Origin of the sequence: Sphingomonas cellulosilytica, assembly GCF_052321755.1 — a bacterium.
GTDB lineage: Bacteria > Pseudomonadota > Alphaproteobacteria > Sphingomonadales > Sphingomonadaceae > Sphingomonas.
Window position 1 is genome coordinate 257,123 of record NZ_JBQRTT010000002.1, and the last position, 22,202, is coordinate 279,324.

Genomic DNA, 22,202 nt, shown 5'->3' on the forward strand with positions numbered 1-22,202 from the left:
TCCGGGTTCGGCTCTGGATTGCTTCGCTACGCTCGCAATGACGGACATGCATAAGGAAGCCGTTTTGGACACCACCACGCTATTCCGCCTCGACGGCAAGGTCGCCCTGGTCACCGGCGGCAGCCGCGGCATCGGCAAGATGATCGCGGCAGGCTTCATCGCCCAGGGCGCCAAAGTCTATATCTCGTCGCGCAAGGCCGCCGCCTGCGAGGACGCCGCCGCAGAGCTCGGCCCGAACTGCATCCCCCTGCCCCAGGACGTCAGCACCGTCGCCGGCTGCAAGGCGCTCGCCGAGCAGCTCAGCGCGCGCGAAGAGCGGCTCGACATCCTCGTCAACAACGCCGGCGCCGCCTGGGGCGTGCCGTTCGAGGAGTTTCCCGAAAGCGGCTGGGACAAGGTGATGGACCTCAACGTCAAATCACCCTTCTTCCTGACGCAGGCGCTGCACGGCCTGCTCAAGGCGGCGGGTTCGGCGGAGCGCCCGGCCAAGGTCATCAACATCACCTCGATCGACGGCCAGCGGCTGAATCCGTGGGAGACGTACAGCTATCACGCCTCCAAATCGGCGCTGATCTACCTCACCAAGCGGCTGGCGGCGCGGCTGGTGCGCGACCGGATCAACGTCACCTCGATCGCGCCCGGCGCCTTCCCCAGCGAGATGAACCGCGCCGCACGCGACCACGGCGACACCATCGCCCGCGGCATCCCGGCGGGCCGCATCGGCACGGACGAAGACATGGCCGGCGCCGCCATCTACCTCGCCAGCCGCGCCGGCGATTACGTGATCGGCGAGACGATCACCGTCGACGGCGGCCTGGTCCACGCGGCCTTGGGGACCAGCATCGACGCCTGACGACACGGCGCAACATCACCCGTCATTGCGAGCGCAGCGAAGCAATCCAGCGCCGGACCAGGACGCCCTGGATTGCTGCGCTGCGCTCGCAATGACGGCTTGAGCCCGGTCGGAACGTGTACATCCACGTCCCCATCAGGCCGCCCTCACCACTCCGCTGCGCCTCCTCCCCTTTCGGGAAGGAACCGGTCACCCCGCCAGCGCCTTCGCATGCGCGCGGATCACCGCCTGCGTGCTCGCATCGCTGTCGAACACGCCATACCAGCCCTGCGGCTCGTGCGGGGGATCGCCCATATAGGCCAGGTCGCCGCGCACGAAGCGGTGGTCCGCATGGCGGCTGCGCGCCTCGCCATTCCACGCCCAGAAGTTCGAGCCCGCGAGCGGCCCGCCCGCCGCGACATCCGCCTCCACCGCCGCATAGATCTGCCGGTAGAACCGATCCTTGAACGTCGTCGGGATGCCCGGATCGTAGGCCGCCGCGCCGTCGCGCGGATAGCCGAACTCCTCGATCACCAACGGCTTGCCCAACTGCCGCGCCAGCCGGACGTGCGTCGCGATATAATCGGCGACCTTGGCCGCACCGGCGTCATAGGTCGCGGCGAGGTTGCCCGCATCCATCCAGCTCCAGTTGTTGGGCCAGATATGCGTCGTCATGTAATCGATCGCGGGCGAACGATGCGCAGCGAGCACCACGTCCTCACGCTCGATCGATCCCTTCAGCCCCTCCGATCCGGTGGTCACCAGATGATGGGGATCGAGCGCCTTGATGTAGCGCGCCGTCGTGTCGATCCAGCGATAGAAATGCGGCAGGTTCGGCACCGCGACCGCATCCGATCCGCCCGGCCGCGGTTCGTTGGCGAGTTGCCACGCCATGATCGTCGGATCGTCGGCATAGCGGCGGCCGGTCACGCTGTTGGTGCGCGTCACCACCGCCTTGATATAGTCGCGCAGCAGCGCCTGCGCGCGCGGATTGCTGTAGAAGGCCGCGTTCCAGTCCGGAAATTCCGGCCAGGGATGCGCGGGATCGTTCATGTTGATGTATTTGCCGTCGTTGACCCAGGAGAGATAAGTCATCATCCCGCCCGACCATTCCCAGAAATTGGCGAGATAGACGACGGCGGTCATGTCGCGCTTCGCCAGTTCGGCAAGCGTCCAGTCGAGCCCCTTCAGCAGATCCTCGTTATAGGTGCTCCCCGACCCGCGGAAACCGGGGGTGATCGAGTTCCTGAGCGGCGATTCCTCCGCCGAGCCGATGATGCGCAGGTTGCGGATGCCGAGCGCCTGCAACCGGTCGAGCTCGCGCGCCAGCCGGGCGCGGTCGCCATAGGCGCTGTCGGCGCCCAGCCACGCGCCGTACCACAGATTGGCACCCGCATAGCGATAGGGCTTGCCGTCGCGGCGGAAGTGCAATCCGTCGACGGTCACGAAGCGCGACGGCGCCACGCCTGTCCCCGCCACCCCGGACGGGGCGCCCGTCGCACAGCCGGCGACGAGCGTCGCGCCTCCCACGATGATCGAACGCCGGCTATACATGGTCACTCCTTTGATACGGGGGGGCGCGGGCGTCAGCCCGCCTGCCCCATGTCGAGCACGAACACCGGCCCCAGTTCCAGCAACGCCTTGTCGGCGGCGAGATGCAGCGTCACCTGCACCGTCCCCGCCGCGGCATCGGCAGGCGCCACGCCGGTCACCTGCTGCAATGTCCACGCGCGCCCGACGGCCACCGGCCCGCCGATCACCTGCGCGAAGGGGGCGGCGGTGCCGGTGATGCCGGCAAAGGCGATCGGCGTCGTGGCATCGCCGGCAAGCTTCGGCGCCCGCGCCCAGAAGGCGAGGACGATCCTGTCGCCCCTGGCGATCCCCTTGGCGATCGGCGAACTCGCGCCGACCGTCCAGGCGTTGGCGCCCTTGGCCTGCACGTCGATCTGCATCGCCTGCCCGCCCGGCACCTCGGCCTTGACCACCTTGGTCTTCTGCGCCGGCCCGTAGACGGCGTAGGCGATCGACGGCGTGTTGATCGCCTTTTGCAGGATGTCGCCATTCTGCGCCGACACGCCGGCCCCGGCCCCGGCCGCCAGCATCGTTCCGCCCGCACACAGCACGGCGAACAGCATCCCCTTCATCGGCTTTCCCCTCCGTTTATCCGCGGTCTCGACGCCGCGGTCACATATGGAAAGCAATTTTCTTTATTGCGCAAGGGGGGTGTTGCGGACCACCCGGCCCCATGAGGCGCGGGCATCGGCCAACTACCTGAAAGTTCGGCTATTTGCCGCCGCTCAAAACGGTCGCGACGGCATTGACCACCGCCGGGTCGACCTTTTCGGTCTTGGCAGCGGCATCGGCCGCCGCCTGTTCCGCGGCGCGCTGCGCCTGCAACACCTGGGCGAGCGCCTGGGCATCGATCGATGCCGGATCGACGTCGTTGCGCCCGACCCGGCGCACCTCCGCCACCACGCCGCCGCGCTCGCCCTGCACGTAGCGTTCGGCGAGAAGCCGCTGTTCGGGCGACAGTTGCGGCCGTTCGTTGGCGTAGCTGTCCGCCCGCGTCTCGATGACGTTGCGGCAGGCGCCGTTGCCGGCCGCGGCCGCCTGCGGATCGCAGCGGTCGGCGCCGGTGAGGCGAGGGGTGGCGACGTTGCGGCCGTCGCTCGGCCTGGACAGGGGAAGGCTCGCCTGCGTCGCACGATCCCGCTCGCCGGTGCGGGCCACGACGGGAACACGGTTCTCGCGCGGCGACAATTGCGGGGTGGCGGATGCGGTGGCATCCGGTGCCGCGATCTGCCCGACCAGCGACTGCGGCGCGGCATCCTGTGCGCCGGAAAGCTGGCCGATCGCCGACGACGGCCGTTCGCGGGCCGGATCGATTTGCTCGCTCGCCACGACGGCCCGATCCTGCGGCATCGGCTGCGCGGGAAGCGCCGCCGCGCCGAGCGAAGCCGCGAGCAGCATCGCCCCGGCATTCGATCCGACACGGGGGCCGGAGCGGTGGCCGAAACGCGGGTCAAACCGCAGCGCGCCGACGGGCAGCGGCCGCGGCATCACTGCCGGATGGTGGCGGAGGCGCCGTTCGCTTGCTGGACCCTGATCCCGGTCACGTTGTTGCCCTGCTGCTGCCAGTCGAGCGAATTGCGGTCGCCGATCTGGGTCGCGTCCATCGTATTGCCGTTGCCGCTCTGCATCAGTTTGGCGTCATTGTCGCTGCCGGTCTGGGTCAGCTTCATCGTGTTGAACTCGCCGGCCTGCACCATCAGCGCGCTGTTGGTGCCGCCGCTGCCGGTCTGCTGCGCCGTGGCGTTGTTATAGGCGCCGCGCTGGATGATCGCCAGCGACACATCGCCCTCGCCCGTCTGGCGCACCGATGCCTCGTTGCCGCGCCCGCGCTGGTCGACCAGCGCATCGGTCCGCGCCGTGCCGCCGGTGGTCACGATCGCCCGATTGCCCCTGCCGGACTGGCGGATGACGCTCTGGCTCTCCGCCGCATTCTGGCGGATCGTCGCGCTCTGCGCGTCGCCGACCTGGGCGATGAAGGCGACGGACGACACGCCGGTGGATTCCATGCGCTGCTGTGCCGCGGACGGCGTCGCGACGGTGCCGATCAGCGCGGCAGACACCGCATGGCGCACTATCCTGTTCGTCATTGGACCATCCTTACGCCGACAGCGCGATCATTAACGGAAAAAGGCGCGCCCGCATCGCTGCAGGCGCGCGCCAGAAGTTAGTTCTTCTGGATGGTGTTGGCGAAGTTGCTATTGCCCTGCTGGTAGGCGACCGAGATGTCGTTGCCGCCATTCTGCAGGGTGGACGCTACGTTGTTGTTTCCGTTCTGACCGATGTACGAGTAGTTGTCGCTGCCGCTACCGCCGGCCTGCGCGTAGTTGCTGTCGCCCTGCTGCACGATGTACGAATAGTTCCGGTCGCCCTCGAAGCCGGTGCCGGCGTTATTGTTGTTGCCGGTCTGGTTGACATACGACTTGTTACCGTCCGCGCCGCTGCCGGTATAGGTGACGGCGGTGTTCTTGTAGCCCTTCTGATTGATTTCGCTCAGGTTGCCCATGCCCTTCAGCGTGACGCTGGCACCGTTACCGGCGTACTGGCCGGCCGTCGTCGCCTCCTGCTGCACGGACGAACGGTTGCCCGCACCATTGATGTCGACGACCGCCAGGTTGTTGTTGTCGATCTGCAGCACGCCCGAAGCGTTATAGTCACCATTGGTCTTGTTGGCCATCGTGACGCTGGCGACGTTCTCGTTGCCGGTGGCCTGCACGCCCGAGATGTTTTTATCGTTCGACTGCGTCACGGCAGCCGCGTTCGAGTTGCCGATCTGTTCGATGTACGAAATGTTGGAGTTGGCAGCCACCGTCGGGTTCACAAAGGGGGTGGCCGGGTCGGAGACGGCGCGCTGAGCGAAGGCAGGCGAAGCGATCGCGAGGACCGAGGCCGAAGCGAGGACGAGAATCTTCATGGTTGTCATTCCTTCATGTTTGAGGTGATAACCATGCCGCCTTGCCGGGTGACCGGCCTGGTGCATGATCGTTGTTTTTCCACGGCAACGTTCCTTCACGGCGGGGTTGCAGCCCCGTCGTGAAGACCCCCCTGTATTCATCGTTTGCCGCGGGGGTACGGCCATCCGGTCGATCGTCACGCCTGTTGGGGCGCGCCTTTCAACCCGAATGTCTTGTCATGGCGACCCGGTCTTTCCCTTGTTGGGACCGGCCGCATCCTGCAGTCGGTCATGGGTCGCCACTATCTTGAGCGGCGGGGCGGCATCGGCCGCCTTCATCGCCGTCTGGATCTTGTCGCGCGCGAACTTGCCGTCGCGCTCCGCCGTGTAGGCATTCACCAGCGCGGCGCCCGCGCCCGGCATCTTGAAATCCCACAGCTTCAATTCGACGCCTTCGAGCACCAGGCCGTACACCGCCTTTTCGATCGCCTGGCGCAGCGCCAGCTGATCGGGTTCGTTGGTGGTGACGCCCATCTCCGCCTCCAGCAGCTCCTTGAACGCGACGTAGCGGAAGGTGCTGGCATTGAGCGACCGCGAGGCGATCGTCTTGGACGCGGTCACCGTCGTCAGCACCTCACCGGTCCGCACCGACACGGCCCGCAGATACACGGTCACCGTGTCCTGCCGGTATTGCGTGCTGGCGCCGAGGCCCAGGAACGCCGCGCCGGCACCGCCGGTCACCGTATTGGTGTCGTAGCCGATCACGCCGCCCTCCAGCAGCACCCCGGCGAACAGCAGCGACGGCAGCGCCTGCGCATTGACCGCGGTTTCGCCGAGATAGCGTTCCCGCATCTCACGGATCACCTGCCGCTCGCTCAGCAGGTTCTTGAACTGCTCGCGCTCGACGACGGTGAACCACTGGCGGTTGCCGGCATCCTGCAAGGCCTTCATCAGGATCGATCCGGCGCCCTGCGTCACCGCCCGCGACAGCGTCTGCCCCTGTTCGCTCGGCTTGAACTGCCCGGTCTGGTCACCGAAGCCGTAGACGGCGACCGCGACGGGGCGCGCCGGCGGCGGCAGCTGGTTCAACCGGACTTCGGTAGGCGTCTTGGCGGGGATGAAGGCCGCCGAGCCGACGTGCGACGGGCCGTATTCGTACGGCGTACACGCCGCCAGGCTCATCAGCCCCGCCAGGAGAAGACACGACCGGCGCATCTCAGCTCGCCTTCACCAGCGTCGGCACCGAAACCGTCGTGACCTTGCCCGTGGTGGTGTCGGTGATCGTCAGCGTGACGCTGTCGAGACCGCGGTCGTAGCGGATCGTCTGGCCACCGAAGTTGATGACGCCGTTCTGCTGCGGGTTGGGGCCGAAGATCGCATTGACCACCTGCGACGACAGCGCCGACAGCAGCTGCGATTGCAGCTGGCGGGCGAAGATATCCGCCTGTGATTCGTTGGCGGCGTCGGCGGGATCCTTGTACTTGTTCTGGGCATTCGCCTCGGCAAGCAGGTGGTTCGAATTGAACGGATTGCCGCCGAAGCGCGGATTGATCGGCTGGTAGGACAGGTCCTGTGCCCCCGCCGCAGTCGATGCCAGCAGCGCGAAGCCGCCTAGCATCATCCTGAAACCCCCTGCTTTCACCGTTGCCCCCATCCGCTGTGCGTTAATGCGTTGGCAACCCTCTACTCCCGAGACGGCCCCAAGCCAAATATTACTTGGGGGTTAATAAATACCAGTTTGTCCCATTTCGACCGATCTAAGTACAAGGCTATGATAAATCACCGATTTTTTGTGCGGCGGCAATTCACTCCGATTTGGTGATTGCGCGGTACGACCGGGGTGCCGACGGAGGCAGGCGTTCACCCAGTCTCGTTTTTTCAATTTGTTTACAACATGTTAAATCAACGAATCACCTGTCGGAACTTTTTCCGGGTTCGGGAGTCGAGGCCGTCCATGCCGCTACCGGCAAGGACTTTGGCGCAATGTTGCCCGCCGCTGACACTTGAGTCCTATTACGGCAAGGCGACCGCTTCATTATCAACGGGATAGTATGACACGCTGACAATGCCCGGCACGTTCCGGCGGCCGGCGCGCCCGAATCCACGCACAAGAACGCGGCCCGCCGGACAGGCGGGCCGCGTCATTTCCGACTCAGCAAGGGGCCGCGCGTCCGTCGTCCGGACGCGCGGCGATCAGCGTGCGATGCCGCCCGCCGCCAGCACCGCCAGCGTCACTAGCTCGCTGGCGGTGGAGGTCATCGGCGCGATCTGCACCGGCTTTTCCATGCCGATCAGCATCGGCCCGATGACGTTGTCGCCGCCCAGCTCGCGCAGCAGCTTGGCCGAGATATGCGCCGATTGCAGGCCGGGCATGATGAGGATGTTGGCCGGGCCGGAGAGGCGGGCGAACGGATAGTTCGCCAGCTGGCGCCGGTTGAGCGCCACGTCGGGCGGCATCTCGCCTTCATATTCGAAGCCGACGTTGCGGGCGTCCAGCACCGACACCGCGTCGCGGATATTGTCGACCCAGGCGCCCTTGGGATTGCCGAAGGTCGAATAGCTCAGCATCGCGACGCGCGGCTCATGCCCCATGCGGCGCGCGACCTGCGCGGTCTGTTCGGCGAAGTCGGCCAGCTGTTCGCCGGTCGGCCGCTCGTTCACCGTGGTGTCGGCGATGAAGACGGTGTGGCTCTGCCCGACCAGCACGTGGATGCCGAAGGGGGTGCGCCCCGCCTCCGGATCGATCACGCGCTTCACCTGGCGCATCGATTCGGCCCAGGTGCGGGTGATGCCGGTAATCATCGCATCGGCTTCGCCCAGTTGCAGCAGCGCCGCGCCGAAGACGTTGCGATCCTGGTTTATCATCCGCTCGACATCGCGGCGCAGGTAGCCGCGGCGCTGGAGGCGGCCGTAGACGAAGTCGACCATCCTGGGGACCAGCGGCGAATGGCGGCTGTTGTGGACCTCATATTCCTGCGGATTGGCGACGCCCAGCGCCGCCAGCCGGTCGTAGACGTCGTCGCGCCCGACCAGGACCGGCGTGCCATAGCCCCCTTCCTTGAAGGCGATGGCGGCGCGCAGCACCACCTCTTCCTCGCCCTCGGCGAACAGCACGCGCTTGGGCCGCGCCCGCGCGCCCTCATAGGCGAGGCTGAGCACCGACGTCGTCGGGTTGAGCCGCGCGCGCAGCTTCTGGCGATAGGCCTCCATGTCGAGGATCGGCTTGGTGGCGACGCCCGAATCCATCGCCGCCTTGGCGACCGCGGAGGGAACGAGCTCCATCAGCCGCGGGTCGAACGGCGCCGGGATGATGTAGTCCGGGCCGAAGCTGTGCTGCACGCCATAGGCGATCGCCACCTCCTCCGGCACGCGTTCGCGGGCGAGTTCGGCGATGGCGCGGGCGGCGGCGATCTTCATCGCATCGTTGATCCCCGTCGCCCGCACGTCGAGCGCGCCGCGGAAGATGAAGGGGAAGCCGATGACGTTGTTGACCTGGTTGGGGTAGTCTGACCGGCCGGTGGCGATGATCGCATCGGGCCGCGCCGCCTTGGCGAGTTCGGGCCGGATCTCGGGCTCCGGGTTGGCCATGGCGAAGATGATCGGTGCCTTGGCCATGTGGGTGACCATCTCGGGCTTCAGCGCGCCGGCGGCGGAGAGGCCGAGGAACACGTCCGCCCCCTCCAGGGCCTCGGTCAGCGTGCGGCGGTCGGTGACCGCGGCATGCGCCGACTGCCACTGGTTCACGTCCTCGCGCCCCTGGTAGATCACGCCGGTACGGTCGCACATGATGACGTGGTCGGCGCGCACGCCCATCGCCTTCATCAGCTCGGTGCAGGCGATCGCCGCCGCGCCCGCGCCGTTGACGACGATCTTGACCTCGTCCAGCCGCCGCCCGGTCAGCAGGCAGGCGTTGATGAGCCCCGCCGCGCAGATGATCGCGGTGCCGTGCTGGTCGTCGTGGAAGACGGGGATGTTCATCCGCTCGCGCAGCGTCTGCTCGATGATGAAGCATTCGGGCGCCTTGATATCCTCGAGGTTGATGCCGCCGAAGGTCGGCTCCATCAGCTCGACCGCGTCGATGAAGCGGTCGACGTCCTCGGTCTTCAGCTCGATATCGATCGAATCGACGTCGGCGAAGCGCTTGAACAGCACCGCCTTGCCCTCCATCACCGGCTTGGAGGCGAGCGCGCCCAGATTGCCCATGCCGAGGATCGCCGTGCCGTTGGAGATCACGGCGACCAGATTGCCCTTGGCGGTATAGTCGTAGGCGGTGGCGGGATCGTCCGCGATCGCCTGCACCGGCACCGCGACGCCGGGCGAATAGGCGAGCGCGAGGTCGCGCTGCGTCGCCATCGGCTTGGAGGCGATGATCTCGATCTTGCCCGGCCGCCCCTCCGAATGGAACAGCAGCGCCTCGCGCTCGGAGAATTGGACGGACGCTTCGTCGGACATGGGACCTCGCTGCCAGGGCTGACGTTACGGCTCTTGGCCAATTCGGACGGGGCTTTCAACCCGCGGCGAGCGCAGGTATGATCGCGGCATGAAGCACGAGGCCGGCTTATCCTCTCCCAAGATCCCCCTGCCGACCGCCGAGGATTTCGCGCGCGCCCGGGAAGGTTATGCGTCCGGCCGCGGCGTCGACCATATCGTGGTGCGCCAATGGCTTCGCACGTGGGGAGAACCGGGCCAGGTGCCATTCGAGGACTGGCTCGCCGCCCAGAATGGCTAGCGTCCTCTGGAGCAGGCAAGCACTGACCGACCTCAATGCGATCACGGCCTATATCCAGCAGTTCGATCCCGCGGCCGCCCTGCGCACCAGGGCCCGGCTGTCGGATCTGGGCGACAGCCTTATCGCTTTTCCGCACCGCGGCCGGCCGCGGGATGATGGGCGGCGCCAGCTGACGACGGCGCCGCCGCACATCATCACCTACGCCGTCGACGGGGACGAGGTGACGAGGTGACGATTCTCTCCGTTCACCACGGCGCCCGCAACATAGACTGACGCACATGACCAATCCCACTCCCATGATGGCGCAGTACCTCGGCCTGAAGGCGGAGGCGGAGGATTGCCTGCTGTTCTACCGCATGGGCGATTTCTTCGAACTGTTCTTCGACGACGCCCGCATCGCCGCGCAGGTGCTCGACATCGCGCTGACCGCGCGCGGCGAGCATGACGGCGAGAAGATCCCGATGTGCGGCGTGCCGGTGCATGCCGCCACCGCCTATCTCCAGCGGCTCATCAAGGCCGGCCACCGCGTCGCCATCGCCGAACAGACCGAAACGCCCGCCGAGGCCAAGGCACGCGGCGGGTCGAAAGCCCTCGTCGCGCGCGGCATCGTCCGCGTGGTCACCGCCGGCACGCTGACCGAGGAAGCGCTGCTCGACGCGCGCGCCGACAATTGGTGCGTCGCGATCGGCGAGGCGGGCGGCGCCGTCGCCCTCGCCGCCGCCGACGTCTCGACCGGCCGGTTCGAGGTGATCGACTGTTCGGCGGACGCGCTCGGCGCCGAACTCGCCCGCCTCGCCGCGGCGGAGGTCGTCGCGTCCGAGACCAGCGACCACGCGCCCGCCGCCACCAGCCTGCGCCCGCGCGCCGCGTTCGACAGCCACGCCGGCGAGGCGCGGCTGAAGGACCTGTTCGGCGTCGCCACGCTCGACGGCTTCGGCCAGTTCAGCCGCGCCGGCCTCGTCGCGGCGGGCGGCCTCGTCGCCTATCTCGATCATACCGCCAAGGGCGCCCTCCCCTTCCTGCGCCCGCCGCGCCTTGCCCGCGCCGCGGAGACGATGGCGATCGACGCGGCGACGCGCGAAAGCCTGGAGCTCACCTGCACCACCGGCGGCCAGCGCAAGGGCAGCCTGCTCGACTGCATCGACCGCACGGTGACGGGCGCCGGCGCCCGCGCGCTCGCCGGCGATCTCGGCGCGCCGTTGATGGACAAGGCGGCGATCGACGCGCGGCTCGACCTCGTCCAGCATTTCCACGACACGCCGGGCCAGCGCGAACAGGTCCGCGCCGCCTTGCGCGCGCTCCCCGACATCGGCCGCGCGCTGGGCCGCCTCGCGGCAGGGCGCGGAAGCCCGCGCGATCTCGGCCAGCTTCGTGACGGCCTCGACGGCGCCTGGCACCTTGGCGAGCGGCTGGCGCAGATCGACACGCCGCTGGCGCTGCTCGATCGCATCGCGCCGCGGCTGCGCGGCCATGGCGCGCTGATCGACCTCCTCAAGCGCGCGCTCGTGCCCGCGCCGCCGATCGACGCCGGTGACGGCGGCTATATCGCCGCCGGCTACGACCTCGCGTTGGACGAGCTGCGCGATGCCGGCGCCGGCGGCCGCCGCGCCATCGCCGCGCTGGAAGCGGAGATGAAGACGGCGACCGGCATCGCGACGCTGAAGGTCCGCCACAACAACGTCCTCGGCTATCACGTCGAGGTGCCGGCACGCGCCGCCGACCCGCTGATGAAGCCCGACAGCGGCTTCACCCATCGCCAGACCCTGGCCGGCGTCGTCCGCTTCAACACCCCCGCACTGCACGAGGTCGCCGCCCGCGTCGCCCAGTCCGGCGCCCACGCCCTCGCCGCCGAGGCCGCGCACCTGGAGGAACTCACCGCCGCCGCGCTCGCCCAGCGCGAAGGGATCGCCGCCACCGCCGATGCGCTCGCCCGCATCGACGTCGCCGCCGCGCTCGCCGAACGCGCCGCGGAGGGGCAATGGGCGCGCCCCAGCCTCGCCGACCACGCCTGTTTCGACGTCGTCGGCGGCCGCCACCCGGTGGTCGAGGCGGCGGTGGCGCGCGCGGGCGATCGCTTCGTCGCCAACGACTGCACGCTGTCGCCGGACTCCCGCCTGTGGCTGGTCACCGGCCCCAACATGGGCGGCAAGTCGACCTTCCTGCGCCAGAACGCGCTGATCGCGGTGCTGGCGCAGGCGGGCAGCTACGTGCCCGCGACCAGCGCGACATTGGGCCTGGTCGACCGCCTGTTCAGCCGCGTCGGCGCCTCCGACAATCTTGCCCGCGGCCGCTCGACCTTCATGGTCGAGATGGTGGAGACCGCCGCGATCCTCGCGCAGGCGACACCGCAGAGCTTCGTCATCCTCGACGAGGTCGGGCGCGGCACCTCGACCTATGACGGGCTCGCCATCGCCTGGGCGGTGGTGGAGGCGATCCATGAGGACAATCGCTGCCGCTGCCTGTTCGCGACGCACTACCACGAACTCACCCGCCTCGCCGAGCGCTGCGACGCGCTGACGCTCCACCACGTCCGCGCCCGCGAATGGAAGGGCGAGCTCGTGCTGCTCCACGAGCTGGGGCAAGGCCCGGCGGACCGCAGCTACGGCCTCGCCGTCGCCCGCCTCGCCGGCATGCCGCCCGCCACCGTCGCCCGCGCCAAGGCGGTGCTCGCCAAGCTGGAGGCGGGCCGCGCCAAAACGGGCGGCCTGGCCGCGGGCCTCGACGACCTGCCGCTCTTCGCCGCCGCCGCACAGGTGGAAGAGGAAACCTGCGACGCGATCCGCACCGCGGTGGAGGCGATCGACGTCGACGCCCTCACCCCGCGCGAGGCACTGGATACCCTGTACCGGCTGAAGGCGCTGGCGCGGGAGGGGTGAACGGTGACCCTGCGAGACAAGCAACGCGCGTGACGCTTGGGGAAACGCCCCCTCCACCACGCCCTGCGGGCGCGGTCCCCCTCCCCCGCTGAAGCGGGGGAGGACTTCCTCTCACTCCTCCCCCGCCAGGGGGAGGTGGCGCCGCGAAGCGGTGACGGAGGGGGAGGTCAGCGACGCACTCCGCGAAGATCCGGCACCGCAGCTGAAGCCGCCGATCGCCATCCCCCTGTCCTACACACCAGCCTGGGGAGCGAGCAAGGATCGTCGCGCTCGCGGCGACGCCCCCTCCACCACTCGCCTGCGGCGAGCGGTCCCCCTCCCCCGCTAAAGCGGGGGAGGACTTCTCACTCCTCCCCCGCCAGGGGGAGGTGGCACCGCGAAGCGGTGACGGAGGGGGAGGTCAGCGACGCACTCCGCGAAGATCCGGCACCGCAGCTGAAGCCGCCGATCGCCATCCCCCCTGTCCTACACAGCAGCCTTCCGCTAAACTCCCATCCGTCATGCCGGCCCACCACCCCGCCCGCGACGCCGCCCGCTTCCTCGACGCCACCCGCAAACCCCCATTTCGAACGGGACGTAGTGGCAACTTCGCCAACTTCCGCGCCGCGAAGCAGGCGACTCGCCCATCTCCAGCGGCTATCCCGGTGCCATGAACAGCCGCTTCGATCACCTCCCCAACCGTCGCGCGATCGTCGATCGCCGGGCGCTCGCCGAACGGATCGCCGCCATCGATGCCAGCGACGCCCCCTTGCGCGCGCAGGCGACCGCGATCCTCAAACAGGCGCTCGCCGATGGCCGGGCGGAGATCCAGCGCCGCCTCGCCGCCCACCCCTCGCGCGGGCTGGAGGCGTCCAACGCCCAGGCCTATCTCGTCGACCAGCTGCTGCGCGTGCTGTTCGATCTCGCCACGCAGCGGCTGCATCCGCTCCACAATCCGACCGCCGGCGAGCGGCTGACGCTGATCGCGGTCGGCGGCTACGGCCGCGCGGAGATGGCGCCCTATTCGGATGTCGATATCGGCTTCATCACCCCCGGCAAGCAGACGCCCTGGGCGGAGCAGGTCATCGAATCCATGCTCTATGCGTTGTGGGACACGGGGCTGAAGGTCGGCCATTCCAGCCGCTCGGTCGACGAGATGGTCCGCCAGTCGAAGGGCGACGTCACCATCCGCACCGCGCTGCTGGAGGCGCGCTACGTCACCGGCGACCAGCCGCTGTACGAAGAGGCTGCGCGCCGCTTCAAGGCGGAGGTGCAGCACGGCACCGAACGCCAGTTCATCGCCGACAAGCTCGCCGAACGCGACGCCCGCCACCGCAAGATGGGCGACACCCGCTATGTCGTCGAACCCAACGTCAAGGAGGGCAAGGGCGGCCTGCGCGACCTGCATGCGCTCTTCTGGATCGGCAAATACATCTACGACGTGCAGCGCGGCGCCGACCTCGTCGGCGTCGGCCTGTTGACCGCGGAGGAATACAAGCTGTTCCACCGCGCCGACAATTTCCTGCAGGCGGTGCGTTGCCACCTGCACAGCGTCACCCGCCGCGCCGAAGACCGCCTGACCTTCGACGTGCAGCGGGAGATCGCGACCCGCATGCGCTTCTCCGACCGGCCGGGCAAACCCGCGGTCGAACGCTTCATGCAATATTACTTTCTCCAGGCCCGCACCGTCGGCGACCTCACCGGCGTGTTCCTGGCGCATCTCGACGAACGCTTCGCGGCGCGCGGGCGGCGTTTCGGCCTGCCGACGATCCGGCGCCGGCCGGGCAAGCTGCACGGCTTCGTGCTCGACCGCGGCCGGCTCGCCTTGCCGCGCGACAGCTTCTTCGCCGAAGACCCGGTACGCCTGATCGAGATCTTCCAGCTCGCCGACCTGCACGGCGTCGAGATCCACCCGCTGGCGATGCGCGCCGCCAATCGCGACGCGCGCCTGATCGCCGCGCATCGCCGCGATCCCCGCGCCAACGCTTTATTCCTCGATGTGCTGACCAGCCCCCGCGATCCGGAACTGGTGCTGCGCTGGATGAACGAGGCGGGCGTCTTCGGCCGCTTCGTGCCCGACTTCGGCCGGGTCGTCGCGCAGATGCAGTTCGACATGTACCATCACTACACCGTGGACGAACACACCATCCGCGCGATCGGCCTGCTCGCCCGCATCGACAAGGGCGCGCTGAAGGAGGACCATCCCCTGTCCTCCGCCATCATCAAGCACATCGTCTCGCGCCGGGTGCTCTATGTGGCGGTACTGCTCCACGACATCGCCAAGGGGCGCGGCGGCGATCATTCCATCCTAGGGGCGGAGGTCGCCGAGCGGCTCTGCCCGCGCTTCGGGCTCTCCCCCGCCGAAACCGAGACGGTCGCATGGCTGGTCCGCTGGCACCTGCTCATGTCGGCGACGGCGTTCAAGCGCGACCTGTCGGATTTCAAGACGATCCTCGATTTCTGCGAGGTGGTGCAGAGCCCGGAGCGGCTGCGGCTGCTGCTGGTCCTCACCATCGTCGATATCCGCGCGGTCGGGCCGGGGACGTGGAACGGCTGGAAACGCCAGCTGCTCGCCGACCTGTTCGAGGCGGCGGAAGAGGTGCTGCGCCTCGGCCACAAGCAGCGCGGCCGGACGGAGCGGATCGCGACGCGGCAGGCGACGCTGCAAACGGCACTGGGTTGGGACGATGCCCGCTTCGCCGGCTTCGTCCGCCGCTTTCCGGAGGCCTATTGGATCGCCGAGCCCGACGACGTGCTGGCGCACAATGCCCGCCTCATCGACGCCGCGGGCGATGCCCAGCTGTCGATCGATGCGCAGGTCTATACCATGCGCGGCGCGACGCTGGTCACCATCTATGCCGCCGATCACCCCGGCCTCTTCTACCGCATCGCCGGTGCGATCCATGTCGCGGGCGGCAACATCATCGATGCGCGCATCCACACGACGCGCGACGGCATGGCGATCGACAATTTCCTGGTGCAGGACCCGTTCGGCCGCCCGTTCGACGATCCGGGCCAGCTCGCCCGCCTGAGGACCGCGATCGAGGATGCGCTCGCCAATCGTGGCAAGCTCGCCGACCGGCTGGTCGCCAAGCCCGCGCCGCGCACCCGCGCCGACGCCTTCGAGATCGTGCCCAACGTGCTGATCGACAATCGCGCCTCGAACCGCTTCACCGTGATCGAGGTCAACGCCCGCGACCGGCCGGCGCTGCTCAACCAGCTGGCGCATGCGCTGTTCCAGTCCAAGGTGACGCTCCATTCCGCGCACGTCGCCACCTACGGCGAACGCGCGGTCGACACCTTCTACGTCACCGACCTGACCGGCGACCGGATCGAGGCGCCCGTCCGCCTCAAGGCGCTGGAAAAGCGGCTGCGCACCGCCGCCGCCGGCGAGACGATGGAGGTCGCGGCCTGAACGCCCAAAAGAAAGGGCCGGTCCGCATCGCTGCGGCCGGCCCAGGTGGTCGTTGCCTGTTGAAAGATCAGAAGCGTGCGCGGATCGTCGCACCGTAGGTCCGCGGCTCGGCCAGATATTGCGAGAACAGCTGGCGCCCGCCGGGATATTGCGGATCCTGGAACGCGGCGGTGGCGGCGCCTTCCTGGAACGGCGAATTGAAGGCGACCTGGGCGTAATCGACATTGGTCAGGTTCTGCGCCCAGAATTCCAGGCTGAACTTCTCGTCCGGGGTCCTGAGGCCGATGCGGGCGTTGACGATCGCATAGCCGTCTTGCGCCTTCTGCGGGAACAGGTCGGACCCGGTGTTATAGTCGCTGGTCATGCGCGTATCGACGTAGAACAGCGCCGAATAGCCGCCGCCGATCTGCGGCGTCCACGACGCCGACGACGTCGCAACGATGTCCGCCGAGTTCGACAGGTTGCGCCCCGGCAGCAGGCGCAGCGCCTGGTCGAGCGGCGCGCCCGCCGAGGTACCGACCAGCTGGTTGCGATAACCGGTGTCGGTCAGCGTCAGGCCCATGGTGACGCGGAAATCACGCGCCGGCACCAGCGAGGCTTCCAGTTCGACACCCTTCGAGCGCACGCCATAGCCGACATCGCCCGCCGGGCAGGCGCCGGTGGTGCTCGCCGCGGCATTGTAGTTGCTGGCGCCGGTGAACTTGCTCTGGTCGCGATCGCCGCCGTTGAGGCTCGAGGAGCAGCCGTTGATGTTCTGGACCAGGAAAACGGTGCCGTTGAAGGTATTCAGCTGGAAGTTGCTGAAGTCCTGGATGAACGCCGCCGCCGACAGGCTGAACGGACCGGTCGCGTACTTGGCGCCGATTTCATAGGCGTTGACCGTTTCCGGCGCGAATTGCAGCGCGTTGGCCAGCGCCTGCGCGCCACCCGATGCCGAGAAGGGCAGGATCGGCGATTTCAGCGCCGAACGATCGAGGTTGAAGCCGCCCGCCTTGTAGCCGCGCGAATAGCTGCCGTAGAGGAGCAGGTCGTCGATCGGCTTCCACGACAGGATCGCGGTGCCGGTGAACTTGTCTTCCTTGCGCCGGCTGTTGATCGTGACGCCGTTCAGTTCGGCGGTCGAATTGCCCTGGCACGACAGCCCGATGATGCCGCCGGCCACCGCGGCGAGGCCGGCGTTGGACAGGAGCGGCAGCAGCGCACGCTGATTGGCGACGCAGCCGACGTTGTCGTTGGTGAAGCTGGCATCGAACCGCTTGCGCTCGTTGGTGTAGCGCACGCCCAGCGTCAGATCGACGGTGCTGGTGACGTGGAAGATGTTGTGCGTGAACAGCGCCCAGTTGCGGCTGTTCTGGTTGTAGACGTCGCGGGTCGAGCCCTTGTCGTTGATCGCGTCGAGCGTGTCGATGGCGCCGACGATCGTCGCACCCGCCGCCCCGAACGGTCCGGCCGCGCTCGACAATGCGCCACGCCCGCCTGCGGTGATGCAGCCCGCCGAGGTCGGCGAATAGAAAGCGGCAAGCGCGCTGCCGGAGATCAGGCGGCAGGTCGCGAACCGGCCATATTGCGTGCCGAAGCGCAGGTTATCGAGCACGCGCAGGTCTTCGTTGGCGAAGAACCCGCCGACCAGCCAGTCGAGCTTCTCGTCGAACAGCGAACCGTTCAGGCGCAATTCCTGGGTAAAGGTCCTGAAGCGGCGGGCGGAATTGCCGTTGGCGGCACGATAGAGGATGTCGACGCGGCTGTAGTCCGTGTCCGATCCCTGGCTCGAATCATAGTCGCGATAGGCGGTGATCGACGTCAGCTTGGTGGTGCCGAAGGTCCAGTCGAGTTGCCCCGACACACCCCAATCCTTGGTGATGCCGGCGAAGCTGCGACCCGGGCTCACCGACACCTCGCGGCTGTAGCCGGCGTTGTTGACCAGGCCGAGCGGCTGGCCGAGATCGCGGATGACGTTGACGATGTTGTTGCCGGCATTGCCGGCGGCGAGCCCGGCGTTCACCGATGCGACCGGATCGTTGAGGTTGCCGACCGCGGGATTGACGCTGCGATCGACGTACGTGGCGGCACAGCACTTTTCGTCGCGATGCGTATAGTCACCGATCAGGCGGAAGCTGATGTCGCTGCTCGGTTCGAACAACAGCTGGCCGCGCACGAAGTAGCGGTTTCGATCGTTGACGTCGGTGTTGTTGGTATAATCATGGTAGAAGCCGTCGCGCTTCACATAGACACCATCGACACGCGCGGCGATCGTTTCGCTGAGCGGGAGGTTCAGGTTGCCGGCGACGCGGTAGAAATCATAGTTGCCATAGGTCGCTTCGGCACCGCCGCTGAACCCGGCGAAGGACGGCGCCTTGCTGATGATGCTGATGAGGCCCGCCGAGGAATTGCGGCCGCCCAGCGTCCCCTGTGGGCCACGCAGCACCTCGACCCGGTCAATCTCGCCCAGTTCGGTCAGGCCGATGCCCGAGCGCGAGCGATAGACGCCGTCGATGAACACCGCGACCGAGCTTTCGAGGCCGGGATTGTCGCCGACCGTGCCGATGCCGCGGATGCGCGCGGAGCCATTGGCTTCCGAACCGGTGGACGACACCAGCAGCGACGGGGCGAGCTGGTTGAGCTGACGGATGTCGTTGGCACCCGAATTCTGCAGCGTTTCCGCCGAGATGGCGGACACGGCCACCGGCACGTCGGCAAGCGCCTGCGCACGGCCTTGCGCGGTAACGACGATGTCGGCCTGGTTGGTGTCATCCTGCGTCACCGCGCCGGCTGCGGTCGGGGACGTGGTCTGCGTCGCCGGGCTAGACGGCTCCGGCGAATTGTTCTGCGCCAGGGCGGGCGTCGCCACGGCGATGGTGGCAGCCGACAGCAGGTAGGCGGCAAGACGCATGGGCTCTCTCTCCTGAACGATTTCGCTTTTCGAATATCGGGTTTTCTTTTGAAGCTAGGGTCGCCGAGGGGCGAACGTCTAGCTTTTTATAACCCGGTATCCGCAATTTCGAACGGAGTGTCGCCAAAGCGCAACACCGGGCCCGTTGCCGGACCCGGTGTTCGAAATGACCTGACGTTACGGAAAGTCACAAAGGTCGCGCCGAAGCGCAGTGTTTCACTTGGGCGCGAGGACCATCAGCATCTGACGGCCTTCCATCCGCGGATAGGCCTCCACCTTGGCGACTTCGGCAACCTGCTCCGCGACGCGCTGGAGCACGGCCATGCCGAGCTGCCCGTGGCTGAGCTCACGACCGCGGAAGCGCATAGTGACCTTCACCTTGTCGCCTTCCTCGATGAACTCGGCGACCTTCTTCATCTTGGTGTCGTAATCGTGGTCGTCGATGTTCGGACGCATCTTGATCTCCTTGATCTCCTGCGTCTTCTGCGACTTGCGGGCGAGATTCGCCTTTTTCTGCGCCTCGTACTTGAACTTGCCGACGTCCAGGAACTTGGCGACGGGGGGATCGGCGTTGGGCGACACCTCGACCAGATCGAGGCCGACCTCCTGCGCCTGCGCCATCGCCTCGCGCGTGTACATCACGCCAAGATTCTCGCCCTCATGGTCGATGACGCGGACCTTGGGGCTCTGGATCCACTCGTTGAAACGGGGACCATTCATCGGCGGCGCCTGGTTCGGCCGGCGCATCATGGGAGGACGTATGGGTATTGCTCCTGTGGTGGTTTGCCGCCTGATATAGGCGATCGGCACCGATTTTGAAAGAGCACCGCCTCTCCCATTTGTTGGGAAAGGCGGGCTGCGTCACCGCAGGTCGGGCGGGGTCGCCTCGTCGCGCAGCATAGCGACCGCTTCGTCGAGCGTCACGATCTGCTGCGCCTGGCTGCCCAGGCGGCGGATGGCGACCTTGCCTTCCTCCGCCTCGCGTTTGCCGACGACGAGCAGCACCGGGACCTTAGCGACCGAATGTTCGCGGACCTTGTAGTTGATCTTCTCGTTGCGCAGGTCGGTTTCGACGCGAATGCCGGCCTTGCGGAGCGTCGCCGCCACCTCCTCGGCATAGCCATCGGCGTCCGACACGATCGTCGCCACCACCGCCTGTACCGGCGCCAGCCACAGCGGGAAGCGGCCGGCGTGATGCTCGATCAGGATGCCGATGAAGCGTTCGAAGGTGCCGAGGATCGCGCGGTGCAGCATGACGGGGCGATGGCGGTTGCCGTCTTCGCCGACATAGCTCGCGTCGAGCCGTTCGGGCAGCACGCGGTCGGACTGGATGGTGCCCACCTGCCAGGTGCGGCCGATGGCGTCGGTGAGGTGGAATTCGAGCTTGGGAGCGTAGAAGGCGCCTTCGCCCTCCAATTCCTCGAATTTCGCCTTGATCGAATCGGACAGGCCGGACGCCAGCACCGCCTCGCGCAGCTCCGCCTCCGCCTTGTCCCACATCGCATCGTCGCCGAAGCGCTTTTCGGGGCGCAGCGCCAGCTTCACGGCGTAATCCTCGAAGCCGAGATCCCGGTAGACGCTGTCCAGCAGCTCGCAGAACTTGCGCACCTCCTCGACCAGCTGGTCCTCGCGCACGAAGATATGCGCGTCGTCCTGCGTGAACTGGCGGACGCGCATGATGCCGTGCAGCGCGCCGTGCGGCTCGTTGCGGTGGCAGCAGCCGAATTCGGCCATGCGGATGGGCAGGTCGCGGTACGATTTGATGCCCTGCTTGAAGATCAGCACATGCGCCGGGCAGTTCATCGGCTTGAGGGCCATCAGGTCGCCTTCGCCGGACAGCACCGCCCCCTCGTCCTCGGTGTTGGGCACCTCGTCCGGCACGACGAACATGTTCTCGCGATACTTGCCCCAGTGGCCGGACTGTTCCCACTGGCGCGCGTCCATCAGCTGCGGCGTCTTCACCTCGGCATAGTCGGCGGCGTCGAGGCGGCGGCGCATATAGGCCTCCATCTGCCGCCACAGCACGAAGCCCTTGGGGTGCCAGAACACCGACCCTTGCGCCTCCGACTGGAGGTGGAACAGGTCCATCTCCTGCCCGATCTTGCGATGGTCGCGCTTGGCCGCCTCTTCCAGCATGAACAGGTGCTGGTCGAGCTGCTTCTTGTTGAGCCAGCCGGTGCCGTAGATGCGGCTGAGCATCGCGTTCTTCTGGTCGCCGCGCCAATAGGCGCCCGACACGCGGGTCAGCTTGAAGGCATTCGGGTCGAGCTTGCCGGTCGACACCATGTGCGGCCCGCGGCACATGTCGAGCCACTGGCCCTGGCGATAGATCGTCAGTTCCTCGCCCTCGGGCAATTCGGCGGCCCATTCGGCCTTGAACGTCTCGCCCTGCTGCGTCCACGTGTCGATCAGCTGCTCGCGGCTCCACACCTCGCGCGTGAAGGGTTCGTTCTTCGCGATGATGCGGCGCATCTCCGCCTCGATCGCGGGCAGGTCGTCCTCGGTGAAGGGGCGATCCTTGGGCGCGAAGTCGTAATAGAAGCCGTCGTCGGTCGCGGGGCCGAAGGTGATCTGCGTGCCGGGGAACAGGTGCTGCACCGCCTCCGCCATGACATGGGCGAGATCGTGACGGACGAGTTCGAGCGCGTCCGCCTCGTCCTTGGCAGTGACGAGCGCGAGCTGGGTGTCGCCGTCGAACGGGCGGTTGAGGTCGCGGACCTGCCCGTCGATGCGCGCGGCCAGTGCCGCCTTGGCGAGGCCCGGCCCGATCGCGGCGGCCACGTCCGCGGGGGTAGTCCCGGGCGCAACCTCGCGGACGGAACCGTCGGGCAGCGTGATGCGGAACAACTCGGCCGGGTGGGCGGACATGAGCGGGATTCACCTTTTTGTTGAACGGCGCGAATACGGCGTCCTGCGGTATATAGGCAAGCGTCGTGCGTCTGCCCCCCCCTGAACCCGTCATCCCCGCGCAGGCGGGGATCCATACTGGCTGACGCTTCGGCGCCTTCGCTGACGATCT

The 22,202-nt window shown here is 67.5% G+C and carries 16 protein-coding genes; 5 read left to right on the top strand and 11 right to left on the bottom strand.

The genetic code is table 11. The features are described 5' to 3' along the window. The first annotated feature begins 64 nt into the window (after window positions 1-64). Window positions 65-853, top strand: coding sequence for an SDR family oxidoreductase (locus tag ACTZQ5_RS04575; protein WP_443583975.1), 789 nt, complete (start codon window positions 65-67; stop codon window positions 851-853). 189 nt (window positions 854-1,042) lie between these two features. On the opposite strand, the gene ACTZQ5_RS04580 is transcribed toward ACTZQ5_RS04575, so the two are convergent. The 8 genes from ACTZQ5_RS04580 to ACTZQ5_RS04615 all read right to left on the bottom strand — a co-directional run bounded on the left by ACTZQ5_RS04580 (window position 1,043) and on the right by ACTZQ5_RS04615 (window position 9,746). Then, a complete protein-coding gene (locus tag ACTZQ5_RS04580) occupies window positions 1,043-2,386 on the bottom strand; it encodes a glycoside hydrolase 5 family protein (RefSeq protein WP_443583976.1) in 1,344 nt (447 codons plus the stop codon). A gap of 32 nt (window positions 2,387-2,418) precedes the next feature. Next, window positions 2,419-2,976, bottom strand: a complete 558-nt coding sequence (locus ACTZQ5_RS04585) for a hypothetical protein (RefSeq protein WP_443583977.1) — start codon at window positions 2,974-2,976, stop codon at window positions 2,419-2,421. Between the two features lie 139 nt (window positions 2,977-3,115). After that, entirely contained in the window at window positions 3,116-3,892 is a 777-nt protein-coding gene (locus tag ACTZQ5_RS04590) for a hypothetical protein (RefSeq protein WP_443583978.1), read from the bottom strand. After that, complete coding sequence (locus ACTZQ5_RS04595; protein ID WP_443583979.1) at window positions 3,892-4,491, bottom strand: hypothetical protein; 600 nt, start codon at window positions 4,489-4,491, stop codon at window positions 3,892-3,894. The genes ACTZQ5_RS04590 and ACTZQ5_RS04595 overlap by 1 nt, the downstream gene beginning before the upstream one ends. 77 nt (window positions 4,492-4,568) lie before the next feature. Beyond that, the gene (locus ACTZQ5_RS04600) at window positions 4,569-5,315 is read right to left on the bottom strand and encodes a hypothetical protein (protein WP_443583980.1); all 747 of its coding nucleotides are present in this window, start codon (window positions 5,313-5,315) and stop codon (window positions 4,569-4,571) included. A gap of 216 nt (window positions 5,316-5,531) precedes the next feature. Then, on the bottom strand, window positions 5,532-6,476 hold the full coding sequence (locus ACTZQ5_RS04605; protein ID WP_443583981.1) for a CsgG/HfaB family protein: 945 nt from the start codon (window positions 6,474-6,476) through the stop codon (window positions 5,532-5,534). A gap of 34 nt (window positions 6,477-6,510) precedes the next feature. Continuing rightward, a complete protein-coding gene (locus ACTZQ5_RS04610) occupies window positions 6,511-6,915 on the bottom strand; it encodes a curli assembly protein CsgF (protein ID WP_443583982.1) in 405 nt (134 codons plus the stop codon). Window positions 6,916-7,487: 572 nt separating this feature from the next. Continuing rightward, entirely contained in the window at window positions 7,488-9,746 is a 2,259-nt protein-coding gene (locus tag ACTZQ5_RS04615) for an NADP-dependent malic enzyme (protein ID WP_443583983.1), read from the bottom strand. 88 nt (window positions 9,747-9,834) lie between these two features. Between ACTZQ5_RS04615 and ACTZQ5_RS04620 the strand changes: the two genes are divergently transcribed. The 4 genes from ACTZQ5_RS04620 to ACTZQ5_RS04635 all read left to right on the top strand — a co-directional run bounded on the left by ACTZQ5_RS04620 (window position 9,835) and on the right by ACTZQ5_RS04635 (window position 16,293). Next, a complete protein-coding gene (locus tag ACTZQ5_RS04620) occupies window positions 9,835-10,023 on the top strand; it encodes a hypothetical protein (protein WP_443583984.1) in 189 nt (62 codons plus the stop codon). Continuing rightward, window positions 10,016-10,255, top strand: a complete 240-nt coding sequence (locus ACTZQ5_RS04625) for a type II toxin-antitoxin system RelE/ParE family toxin (RefSeq protein ID WP_443583985.1) — start codon at window positions 10,016-10,018, stop codon at window positions 10,253-10,255. Before ACTZQ5_RS04620 ends, ACTZQ5_RS04625 begins: the two co-directional genes overlap by 8 nt. Window positions 10,256-10,319: 64 nt before the next feature. Further along, window positions 10,320-12,899, top strand: a complete 2,580-nt coding sequence (gene mutS, locus ACTZQ5_RS04630; protein WP_443584138.1) for a DNA mismatch repair protein MutS — start codon at window positions 10,320-10,322, stop codon at window positions 12,897-12,899. 649 nt (window positions 12,900-13,548) lie between these two features. Next, window positions 13,549-16,293: a [protein-PII] uridylyltransferase gene (locus ACTZQ5_RS04635; protein ID WP_443583986.1), complete on the top strand. Its 2,745-nt coding sequence runs from the start codon at window positions 13,549-13,551 to the stop codon at window positions 16,291-16,293. Between the two features lie 67 nt (window positions 16,294-16,360). Here ACTZQ5_RS04635 and ACTZQ5_RS04640 read toward each other — a convergent pair whose 3' ends face one another. The 3 genes from ACTZQ5_RS04640 to thrS form a co-directional block, all read right to left on the bottom strand. Continuing rightward, window positions 16,361-19,183 (bottom strand): TonB-dependent receptor, encoded by a 2,823-nt coding sequence (locus tag ACTZQ5_RS04640; protein ID WP_443583987.1) that lies wholly within the window; start codon window positions 19,181-19,183, stop codon window positions 16,361-16,363. 216 nt (window positions 19,184-19,399) lie between these two features. Next, window positions 19,400-19,933, bottom strand: a complete 534-nt coding sequence (gene infC / locus ACTZQ5_RS04645; protein ID WP_443583988.1) for a translation initiation factor IF-3 — start codon at window positions 19,931-19,933, stop codon at window positions 19,400-19,402. A 111-nt stretch (window positions 19,934-20,044) separates the two neighbouring features. After that, entirely contained in the window at window positions 20,045-22,051 is a 2,007-nt protein-coding gene (gene thrS / locus ACTZQ5_RS04650; protein WP_443583989.1) for a threonine--tRNA ligase, read from the bottom strand. Between the last annotated feature and the right edge of the window lie 151 nt (window positions 22,052-22,202).

Coding starts and splice junctions, on each gene's coding strand:
- ACTZQ5_RS04590 (WP_443583978.1), bottom strand. CDS start 3,892: ATGCCGCGGCCGCTGCCCGTCGGCGCGCTGCGGTTTGACCCGCGTTTC.
- ACTZQ5_RS04620 (WP_443583984.1), top strand. CDS start 9,835: ATGAAGCACGAGGCCGGCTTATCCTCTCCCAAGATCCCCCTGCCGACC.
- ACTZQ5_RS04605 (WP_443583981.1), bottom strand. CDS start 6,476: ATGAGCCTGGCGGCGTGTACGCCGTACGAATACGGCCCGTCGCACGTC.
- ACTZQ5_RS04640 (WP_443583987.1), bottom strand. CDS start 19,183: ATGCGTCTTGCCGCCTACCTGCTGTCGGCTGCCACCATCGCCGTGGCG.
- ACTZQ5_RS04600 (WP_443583980.1), bottom strand. CDS start 5,315: ATGAAGATTCTCGTCCTCGCTTCGGCCTCGGTCCTCGCGATCGCTTCG.
- ACTZQ5_RS04625 (WP_443583985.1), top strand. CDS start 10,016: ATGGCTAGCGTCCTCTGGAGCAGGCAAGCACTGACCGACCTCAATGCG.
- mutS (WP_443584138.1), top strand. CDS start 10,320: ATGATGGCGCAGTACCTCGGCCTGAAGGCGGAGGCGGAGGATTGCCTG.
- ACTZQ5_RS04635 (WP_443583986.1), top strand. CDS start 13,549: ATGAACAGCCGCTTCGATCACCTCCCCAACCGTCGCGCGATCGTCGAT.
- thrS (WP_443583989.1), bottom strand. CDS start 22,051: ATGTCCGCCCACCCGGCCGAGTTGTTCCGCATCACGCTGCCCGACGGT.
- ACTZQ5_RS04585 (WP_443583977.1), bottom strand. CDS start 2,976: ATGAAGGGGATGCTGTTCGCCGTGCTGTGTGCGGGCGGAACGATGCTG.
- infC (WP_443583988.1), bottom strand. CDS start 19,933: ATGATGCGCCGGCCGAACCAGGCGCCGCCGATGAATGGTCCCCGTTTC.
- ACTZQ5_RS04610 (WP_443583982.1), bottom strand. CDS start 6,915: ATGATGCTAGGCGGCTTCGCGCTGCTGGCATCGACTGCGGCGGGGGCA.
- ACTZQ5_RS04580 (WP_443583976.1), bottom strand. CDS start 2,386: ATGTATAGCCGGCGTTCGATCATCGTGGGAGGCGCGACGCTCGTCGCC.
- ACTZQ5_RS04595 (WP_443583979.1), bottom strand. CDS start 4,491: ATGACGAACAGGATAGTGCGCCATGCGGTGTCTGCCGCGCTGATCGGC.
- ACTZQ5_RS04615 (WP_443583983.1), bottom strand. CDS start 9,746: ATGTCCGACGAAGCGTCCGTCCAATTCTCCGAGCGCGAGGCGCTGCTG.